The sequence below is a fragment of the Cryobacterium sp. MP_3.1 genome (assembly GCF_035984795.1).
Taxonomy (GTDB): Bacteria; Actinomycetota; Actinomycetes; order Actinomycetales; family Microbacteriaceae; genus Cryobacterium; species Cryobacterium zongtaii.
On the sequence record NZ_JAXCHV010000054.1, the window covers coordinates 1 to 9,084 of the forward strand.

The 9,084-nt window shown below is 61.8% G+C and carries 7 protein-coding genes and 1 pseudogene; 1 reads left to right on the forward strand and 7 read right to left on the reverse strand.

Features of this window, described 5'->3' with window-relative positions:
• Positions 1-724 precede the first annotated feature (724 nt).
• The 3 genes from RCH12_RS18165 to RCH12_RS18175 form a co-directional block, all read right to left on the reverse strand.
• On the reverse strand, positions 725-1,039 hold the full coding sequence (locus RCH12_RS18165) for a DUF7882 family protein (RefSeq protein WP_327017833.1): 315 nt from the start codon (positions 1,037-1,039) through the stop codon (positions 725-727).
• A gap of 1,056 nt (positions 1,040-2,095) precedes the next feature.
• Positions 2,096-3,079 carry a hypothetical protein gene (locus RCH12_RS18170; protein WP_327017834.1) on the reverse strand — a complete coding sequence of 328 codons (984 nt, stop codon included), beginning with the start codon at positions 3,077-3,079 and terminating at the stop codon, positions 2,096-2,098.
• Between the two features lie 125 nt (positions 3,080-3,204).
• The gene (locus RCH12_RS18175) at positions 3,205-4,110 is read right to left on the reverse strand and encodes a cation diffusion facilitator family transporter (protein WP_327017835.1); all 906 of its coding nucleotides are present in this window, start codon (positions 4,108-4,110) and stop codon (positions 3,205-3,207) included.
• Positions 4,111-4,158: 48 nt separating this feature from the next.
• Here RCH12_RS18175 and RCH12_RS18180 point away from each other — a divergent pair, with 48 nt between their 5' ends.
• Positions 4,159-4,293 (forward strand): hypothetical protein, encoded by a 135-nt coding sequence (locus tag RCH12_RS18180; protein WP_327017836.1) that lies wholly within the window; start codon positions 4,159-4,161, stop codon positions 4,291-4,293.
• Here the strand turns inward: RCH12_RS18180 and RCH12_RS18185 are convergent.
• The 4 genes and pseudogenes from RCH12_RS18185 to RCH12_RS18200 all read right to left on the reverse strand — a co-directional run.
• The gene (locus RCH12_RS18185) at positions 4,272-4,631 is read right to left on the reverse strand and encodes an ArsR/SmtB family transcription factor (RefSeq protein WP_327017837.1); all 360 of its coding nucleotides are present in this window, start codon (positions 4,629-4,631) and stop codon (positions 4,272-4,274) included. The two genes, RCH12_RS18180 and RCH12_RS18185, sit on opposite strands and share 22 nt — an antisense overlap.
• Positions 4,632-4,685: 54 nt before the next feature.
• Positions 4,686-5,744: a HAMP domain-containing sensor histidine kinase gene (locus RCH12_RS18190; protein WP_327017838.1), complete on the reverse strand. Its 1,059-nt coding sequence runs from the start codon at positions 5,742-5,744 to the stop codon at positions 4,686-4,688.
• Positions 5,745-5,815: 71 nt separating this feature from the next.
• A complete protein-coding gene (locus RCH12_RS18195) occupies positions 5,816-6,553 on the reverse strand; it encodes a response regulator transcription factor (protein ID WP_327017839.1) in 738 nt (245 codons plus the stop codon).
• 88 nt (positions 6,554-6,641) lie between these two features.
• Positions 6,642-8,990, reverse strand: a pseudogene (locus RCH12_RS18200) (heavy metal translocating P-type ATPase); the annotation flags it as partial.
• Positions 8,991-9,084: the final 94 nt, after the last annotated feature.

Consider the following 9,084-nt stretch of genomic DNA (forward strand, 5'->3'; position numbering starts at 1 on the left):
CTGGACATGGTGGGACTTCCTGATTCTCGCCCTACGTCAAACGGCGGACTTGCTCTGAGCTACTGGCCTCAACTCACCCTGACACGTAGGGCGGCCCAGACTGGGTCATTGACCTGAGCGGTCCCGCTAACGTTAGGGGACCAAACCTGGGCGGGTCGATTCGCGACGAGTGGGCGCGTTTCTGGGATAACCGTCATTCCTTCGGGCGTGTTCGCGGACTTGACTAACGCTTCGACCCACTCCGAATCGAGGAGAGGCCATCGGCCGTCTGCTGAGTATTAGCGCTTCTGGGGGCCACCGATATTGGCTTTGGGGGCCACCGGTCGGTGCGGCCAATAGCGCGCGTGGGAGCCACTGAATATTTGTTTTGGGGGCCATCGGCTTACCTCCTTCCTTGCAGATCTCAGAGAACCTGGCAGCAAGCCCTCCGGGGCCACGAAGTTCTTGAACGAGTGCGCCGCGTTGTCGCTGTTGGTGATCGATAGCGGCTCCTGGAGGAGCCCGACGAAAGCAACAGGGGCTTGCTGCTGAAATTGCTCAACCCGCGTCACGACCGGCCATCAACAGTGTTTTGAGCTCAATACGCGCGACGGGATCGGCGTCGGCGCCGCAGCGCCGAGGTCCACGTCGAAGCGATCATCGACCGAATCGGGGACAGCACCAGCTGGGTCGAGACCGACGGCCAGGATATGAGCGAACACACCTCCGCCAGGGCACGGCATAGTCAGTCTTGCGGTTGGGCGGAGCTGGCCCCCGACCGCGCGACTGTGTGGCGCTCAAAGGCAATATCGGTGGCCCCTGAAGGCAATATTCGCTGGCCCCCAAAGCCGCAAATACTCACTGCGAACTTGAAGAAAAGTGGGGCGCCGGGGAATATCCAGATCGAGCCCCGCCCTCCGTCACCGTCTGTCTCATCTTTCCAGGAAAGATGAAAGCTCTCTTTTAGGTGGAGCTTGACCCCGATGGCGACCTGAAGATGAGCGAGTGTCCAGTCGTTGAAATAGATTCTGAGGCCCGAGTCGTACGTCAGGGTTCCCACGAGCTTTCCTCTCATGAAGTGAATGTGGCCAGACCATAACCCCACTGCGTAGCCTCAGGGAGGGGGTTGCGCGCTCCCGCGCTACTGTGTGTTCCATGCATTACGGCGACGTCACGAGCGCTCTGATTCAGGAGCGGATCCGCACCTGCGAAAATGCATGCGACGAGCTAATTGCGGTGAGCGAGAATTGCGCCGACGCGTGTCTGGCGTTGCCTGGTGACGGAGAAATCACCGCATGCTTCCTCGCCGATCTCTACTGCGTGGAAATCGCAGCGGTGACAATCCGAGTGCTGTCATGGACGACAAACACGAACCGCACAGCAGCGATCTTAGTCCTGGACGCGTGCGTAGAAGCGTGCACGGCATCAGCAGTCGCATGTGAGCGCATGGCCCAGCTCTACCCCTCCTGGAAAACGTGTACCGAAGCATGCCATCGCCTAATCAACACCAGCACGGAATTGTTGGTCGCACTCACCGTCCGATAGGGGATCGCGTACCGGCCACTCCCCTGGGTGGGCAGCATGTGTCATTTCTCGAGGGCGCATGAACGGCCTGCCGCCTCTATTCTCGCCCGGTGCAGGCGCCTATGAGCGCGCAGCTGATAACGGTCTTGTGCACGATGCGATGCCGGCGAGGAGCTGTTCGCGGACATCGTCTCTACCGGGAGGCGCCCGCGTGGGACGGGACAAGCCCGTAGTCGTCCGGACCGCGCGACGTTCCAGCACCCGTACGTGGGGCATCTGGTGTCGTATCTGTAATCCGGCCCGTTTCGGGCCTGGTCGGGAGGAGGGACGATGGGCTGTTTCGCCGCGGAAACCTGCGACTGTTACTGCTGGGGTACCTGGACTCGAACCAATGAACAAATGATAGCTATCTCGGCCTGTTCGCCCACCTGCAATAGGGGCGGAATCCCGCGGATTTCCGCGGTTTTCATGGGGTCTAGTGTACGCGCCAGCACGGACAAGTACGGGCCGATTCTGGTCACGGAGTTGGGTATTTGGTACGTTTCTGGTCACGAGCCTGGTCCGAAAACGAAATCAGTCTAGCTAATATCAATCATCCGACGAAGTGACTCCCATGCGACGGGAAGTCCTCGCCGAGCAATCGACCACGTGTGCTGTCACGGCCGGCTACAGGATCGCTCCATATCAGTTCGGCGTGTTCCAGCCGCTCGATCGGTCGTTCTATTTCCGCTGCGCGACGCCGCAACACGTCGTCCCTGAATGTGTCCGCTAGCCGTTCGGCACCCTCGGAGTCTCCGGTTGTATCGAACTCGTAAATTGTGATCTCGACGGCTACAAAAAGCTCGATCATGCGGAGTCTTTCGGAGAAGCGGATCCTGCTCCAGAATGGCGACTTGGACCATTCGTCGATCTCCGGATCAATTCCGACGCGCGGATTGAAATGCAGCTCTTCCGGCTCAACCTCGCGTTCAAATGTGAGGCGTCCCAGGCGACAAACATCGTTTCGGAAAGTTCGCTCTCCCCAGCTGAATCGCGGTGCAGCGTTTCGCGGCACTGCAACGGCGGGCTCCGCCTCCGCAACTCTTGCGGTGGATACGGCTAGCGTGCGGTGCCGGTCGATCCGGGCTAGTCGATTGAGCCAGCCCAGGTAGTTGCCGTCCGGGTCGGAATTGAAGGGCTGCATGGTAAGGAGCATCTCTCGGTGGTGCTCCGCCAGCGGCGCCAATCTATATAGGTTTCGCTTCCACGATGAAGCGTCATCATAGATCGGGTACTGCAAGGCAGATTCGCCTGTTGGTGGATATTTTCGCGATGTATGCACAGCAGCAGCCCACACGACATAATCGAGCGCGCTCCGCAGGTTATAGAGCCATTCCCCGAAAAGCACTGAGAGCTCGGGCGGTATGGGCGATTCGAGAAGCACCCGCATCTCGTATTCCTTGGCCGACATCCTGCTTAGCGTGAAATCGAAGGGGTGAGGCTCAAGGAATTCATTCCACACAAGCGCCATTTCCGCAGCGTGTTTCCCGGCACGTTCAACTCGCAGTCGCGCTGGATCAAATTCAAGAGAGGACACACCTGAATGGTAGGCGTTGATCGAGGGTGTTAGCGGTTGACCGACAGCGATGAGCACACCTGCAACCCAACGGACGTGTCGCGTCAGAGATCGTTTGCGCTGTCACGTCCGAGCAGCCTCCCCTGTCACCGCACATTTTGGGAATGTTGAGCGATCAGGAAGTCGTCGAGGTTTGGCATTGCTTGGTTCACTCTGCGGTGTGCTGCATTCATGATTATGGCCGCCTCGGCCGTCGTGGATGCGTCAATTGAGACGACCGCGGTGCCCTGGAGCCGGTGGCCCACCCAACGCAGCTGCACGCGGTCGACTGTCGTGATGCCCGGCACAGCAAGCAGTGCGGTATTCGCGCGGTCGACGAGGTCGGGCTCGATGCCGTCCATCAGCCGTCGACCGATGCTCCTCACTGTGCCCCAGAGAATCACGATGATCGCGCCGGAGATAAGAATGCCGACGATCGGGTCCGCCAGGGGGAATCCGAGCATGGCGCCAATTGCGCCCGCGACCACCGCCAAAGAGGTGAAGCCGTCCGTGCGGGCCTGGACCCCATCGGCAACCAACGCTGCAGACCCGATGCGCTGGCCCACACGGATTCGGTACACCTCAACAGCCTCGTTCCCAGCGAAGCCTATGACGCCAGCGGCCGCGACCCACCAGAGGTTTTCAAGCGGATGTGGATTCAGGAGTCGCGCGATCGACTGCCACGCCGCGACGACGGCGGAGAGAGCAACGACCACGACGATGAACAGACCGGCGAGATCCTCCGCCCTGCCCAACCCGAAAGTGTACCGGCGGGATGCGGCGCGGCGGCCAAGGATGAAAGCGACCCAGAGCGGCACGGCGGCGAGGGCGTCGGAAAAGTTATGGATGGTGTCCGCCAAAAGAGCTACGGACCCGCTGATGAGCACGACCCCCAGCTGCAACACGGTGGTCGCGAGAAGCACGAAGAGGCTGATCTTCAGCGCCCGCACACCCTCCTTGCTGGCCTCGAGGGCATCGTCGATCGAGTCGGCGGCGTCATGACTGTGTGGCACGAACAGGCCGTAGAAATACCCTTTCAGCCCAGTCGGGTGGGAGTGAGTGTGTCCTTCACCGCCATGGTCGTGGTCGTGGCTGTGCCCGTGCCCGTGCTCCTGCCCATGCTCCTGCTCGTGCTCGTGCTCGTGTTCGTGCAGATGGTGGCCGCCGGCTGGCCTCATGCCCCGGCCTCCGAGTGATGGTGGCGTGGGTTCGAGCTCAGCGAGTGCTCGGCTTGGAAGATCGCGTCGGATACCAGCTGCTTGGCATGTTCATTGGCCAGGCTGTAGAACACCTTCGTCCCCTCTTGCCGGCTGGTCACGAATCGTGACAGGCGCAGCTTGGCTAGATGCTGCGACACTGATGGAGGGGACTTCTCCAGTAGCTCGGCCAGGTTGTTGACCGAGAGTTCACCGTCGCGCAAGGCGAGAATGATGCGGATCCGGGTGGCATCCGCGAGCATACCGAATACCTCGACCGCCAATTCGACGTATTGACTGTCGGGTTCACGTCCGCATACGCGCTTATCTGCATCCATACGCAGATTCTTACATTAATGGTGCGACGCTGCACAATCACAATGCCCGTGCCCTCAGCGCTCATGGCGGAGCAACGGAAATTCAACGATGAAGCTCGCGCCTTGGCCGACGCCCGCACTCTCTGCTCGAATGCTCCCACAGTGGGCCTCGGTGATGGACTTAGCGATCGCCAGGCCCACGCCCGAGCCACCGTGGGCGCGGTCCCGGCTGGCGTCCACTCGGTAGAAACGTTCGAAAACATGCGCAATGTGGTCGGCTGGAATTCCGTCGCCCTCGTCGGACACCGCAATCACCGCCCTGCTGCCGACGACGGCGGCGGAGAGAACCACTTCGCACCCGGATGGGGTGTGTCGAACCGCGTTGTCGAGGAGATTCGTCAGGACTTGGCCGATGCGATCGCTGTCCCCGCTGACAGCAGCGTCGCGGGCGTCTCCGGACATGGTGACCGTCAGCGTGACGTTCTGGGCAGCGTACTGTGCCGTCGCTTGAGCAACTGCATCCGCGACTACCTGGGCAACGGGCAGGCGCCGTCGGTGCATAGTGAGTCGGCCTTCCTCTGCGGTCGTCACGATGGCGACGTCTTCGCTCAGCCGTGCCAGACGGGTGACCTGGTCCCCCAGCATCGTGAGGGTTGCCGGATCCGCTTCTTGGACGCCATCGGCGATGGCCTCAAGGTAGGCGCCGATGGTGGTGATTGGGGTACGCATTTCGTGCGCCAGGTCGCCCAGCATCCTCGTTCTGGTCGCTTCGATCCGGCCCAGATCGGACGCCATCGAGTTGAAGGCCGACGTGAGGTCGTCGAACTCGCTGCCCAGGCCTACAGCTGGGATGCGCGCGGTGTAGTCGCCGTCAGCCACCCGGCCAGCCGCTTCAGTGACGGGCGCCAAGGACCGTGTGATCCGCCGCGAGAGAAACAGGCTTACCCCAACTGACGCTGCCAGAGCCGCGATGAGGGCGACGGCAAGGGAAAGCATGGATGCCGTCCGGAACGCCTCCTCGGCATGCACCGTCGAGTCAGCCCCCGAACCACCCATGCCCATCATGTGAACGTGGAATATGGCCGGGCCGATCCCTGCGACGACGACCCAGGCAGTTGCGACTCCGACGAGCACAACGACGAGGATGGCACCAAGCAGGCGAGCGCTCAGATCCCTAGGGCCAGGGACCCGAGTGCCTGTTCTGCTCACGCTCCGACGCCCATCTGGTAGCCGACCCCGCGCACTGTCCGAATGAAGACCGGTGACGACGGATCATCACCGATCTTGCGCCGCACATGCCCGATATGCACGTCAACCAAATGCGGATCGCTCATCCAGCCGTCTCCCCATACGGCATCAATGAGTTGCTGCCGAGAGAAGACAATCCGAGGTTGGGCGGCCAACGCCACCAGCACCTCGAACTCGGTACGGGTCAGGTCCACCGGTTCACCGCTTCGGTGAACTTCGCGGCCGGCGACGTCGATTTGGAGGGAGCCAAAGACAAGGGGCGGTGTGCCGAGCGCGACGGCTTGTTCGCTGGGGCGCGGTCGGCGGAGCATAGCGCGCACTCGAGCCACTAGCTCTCGCGGGCTGAATGGTTTGGTCAGGTAGTCGTCTGCTCCGACAGAGAGACCGACCAGCTTGTCGATCTCCTCGACCCGCGCGGTCAGCATGATGATGTAGCAATCAGTGAAAGTGCGCACGGTGCGACAAACCTCAATGCCATCCATCCCTGGTAGGCCCAGGTCGAGAACGATGATGGCGGGGGCCCAATCTCGTGCCGTCGTCACTGCGGACTGGCCGTCGGCCGCCGTCGCCACATCGAACCCGTCTCGCTCCAAGTAGCCGGCGACCAACTCGAGCAGCGGCACCTCGTCGTCGACTACCAGCACTCGCGGCCGGGGCGCCACCGTGGTTTGTGGACTGAAGGTCGTTGACATCATGGTCTCATTGTCCCTCCGGGTTGATCCCGGGCCGCTCTGATGAACGGCTGAAGCCCATATCCCCAGTCAATCTTTGTCAAAGGCCTGCCTAACGGGTTTCGCTCACCGCTGGTTCTGTCGTCCGTGCCGCATGGGCGTCAGCCGAATCCGGCAGGTGCAGCCTCTTCAGCAGCAGTGCATTGACGGCGACGATGACGCTTGAGCCTGACATAGAGATCGCAGCGATCTCCGGACTGAGCTTGATCCCGAACCCCGGGTAGAAAATCCCCGCTGCGATCGGAAGGGCGATCACGTTGTACCCGATGGCCCACCCCAGGTTCTGACGCATTTTGCGAACGGTGCCTTTTCCGATCCGCAGGGCGATGGGGACGTCGAGCGGATCGGAGCGCATGAGGACCACGTCCGCGGTCTCGATGGCGACGTCAGTCCCGGCCCCAATAGCAATTCCTAAGTCAGCTTGGGCCAACGCGGGAGCGTCGTTCACGCCGTCACCGACCATGGCTACGCGCCTTCCCGCCTGCTGGAGCGCGGCGATCTTCGCCGACTTCTCCTCCGGCAGCACCTCGGCAATGATCGTGTCGATCTTCAGCAGGGACGCAATGCGCTGGGCGGTGGCCTTGTTGTCGCCAGTCAACATCACCACTTCAATACCTGCATCATGAAGCGCTTCTATTGCAGCGGACGCGGTCTCTCGGACGGCATCAGCAAGGGCGACGACCCCGACCGCCCGGCCGTCGACAGCGATAAGAACTGCCGTTCGCCCCGTCTCCGCCAGCTCATCGCGTTGCGGGATGACCGGTGCTACATCTATGCCCTCGTCGAGAAGTAGTTTGCGGTTGCCGACGAGTACCCGGCGGCCGTCCACTGTGGCTCCGGCCCCGTGACCTGGAACGTTTCGGAAGCCCGACGCGGTCAGAATCGGGACGTTCCTGCGGGCGGCGTAGTCCACGACAGCACCGGCGAGGGGATGCTCGGATTCCCTCTCGACGGCGGCAACGAGGGCAAGAAGAGATTGCTCGTCGTAGCCGACGGTGAGGAAGTCGGTGACCTCCGGCTGGCCCTTGGTGAGGGTGCCGGTCTTATCCATCACAACCGTGTCGATTCGAGCCGCGGTTTCCAAGGCGGTGGCGTTTTTGAACAGAACACCACGCTTCGCTCCCAGTCCGGTTCCGACCATGATTGCCGTTGGGGTGGCCAATCCGAGCGCATCAGGGCAGGTGATGACGACCACGGTGATTGCGAAGAGGATGGCAGTCGGGACACTGGCCCCGGTGAGTAACCACGCCGCCAGAGTCAGTCCTCCGCCGATCAGGGCCACCAAGACGAGCCAGAACGCGGCTCGATCAGCCAGGCGTTGACCGGGTGCCTTAGAGTTCTGGGCTTCCTGAACCAGGGCAACGATCTGGGCCAAGGCTGTATCGGCGCCAACTTTTGTCGCCCGTACCCTGAGTGTTCCGGTGGTGTTGACCGTTGCACCGATGACGGCTGATCCGACGGATTTTGCGACCGGTAGGCTCTCGCCCGTCACCATGGACTCATCGATGTCGGAGTCGCCCTCCTCCACGACTCCGTCGGTTGGGACCTTCGCGCCCGGTCGCACCATCATCAGGTCCCCGGGGAGCACTTCAGCGGTGGGCACTTCGATCGCCTCACCATCTCGAAGGACGATCGCCATGGAAGGTGCGAGCTCCAGTAGCGTGCGGATGGCGTCGTTCGCACCACCGCGTGCCCGCATTTCAAACCAGTGGCCCAGCAGGACGAAGCTGGCCAAGACCGTGGCCGCTTCGTAGAAGACGTCGCCGCCGCCGGTCAGCGTCACGATCACGCTGTACAGCCACCCGGAGCCCACTCCCACCGCGACGAGCACCATCATGTCCAGGGTTCGAGCTCGCAGCGCTCGGAACGCACCATCGAAGAAGATCCACGCGGCGTAGAAAATCACGGGGAGAGACAGAATCAACGAAAACACGTCGTCCCGCAGACCAAACGGAGCGGGCACCGTGAAGCCGATCACGTCTCGTCCAATCGGCGACCACAGAATGATTGGTATCGACAGTATCGCCGCCACCAGGAACCTGTTGCGCATGTCCCGCACCATGGCATCCATCGACATGCCTGCGTGAGCTCCGCCGTGACCCATTGTGTCTTGAGCTGTCCGCGTGGTGTGCCCCTCGTGGGTCGCAGCTTGGTCGCGCCCCTGCTGCTCATGCGGCATGGACGAGGTGTGAGTCAGGCCTATCGGCTGAGACTCGTCGCTCGTCCCTTCGGTGCCTTCTTGGGGATCGCAAATGTGATCAGGAACAGAACGGCCCGCGCAGTGATAGCCGCAGTCTCTGACCCAGCGGGTGAGCTCAGATACGGAGGTCTGACTGGGGTCATAAGTGACGACCGCTGTCTGGGCGACCGGATTTGCCTCAACGCGTATAACTCCGGGTCGGCGGAATTTGTCAAGGTGAATGAGGCCAGCGTGAGTTTAGGCGGCTAGTTTCGGCGCTTCTTCCTGAGCGGCGGGTTTGTTGATCCAGGCCGCG

What these genes read in the sequence shown, in the direction of transcription:
- RCH12_RS18185 (WP_327017837.1), bottom strand. Translation starts at nt 4,631, where the DNA reads ATGGATGCAGATAAGCGCGTATGCGGACGTGAACCCGACAGTCAATAC.
- RCH12_RS18195 (WP_327017839.1), bottom strand. Translation starts at nt 6,553, where the DNA reads ATGATGTCAACGACCTTCAGTCCACAAACCACGGTGGCGCCCCGGCCG.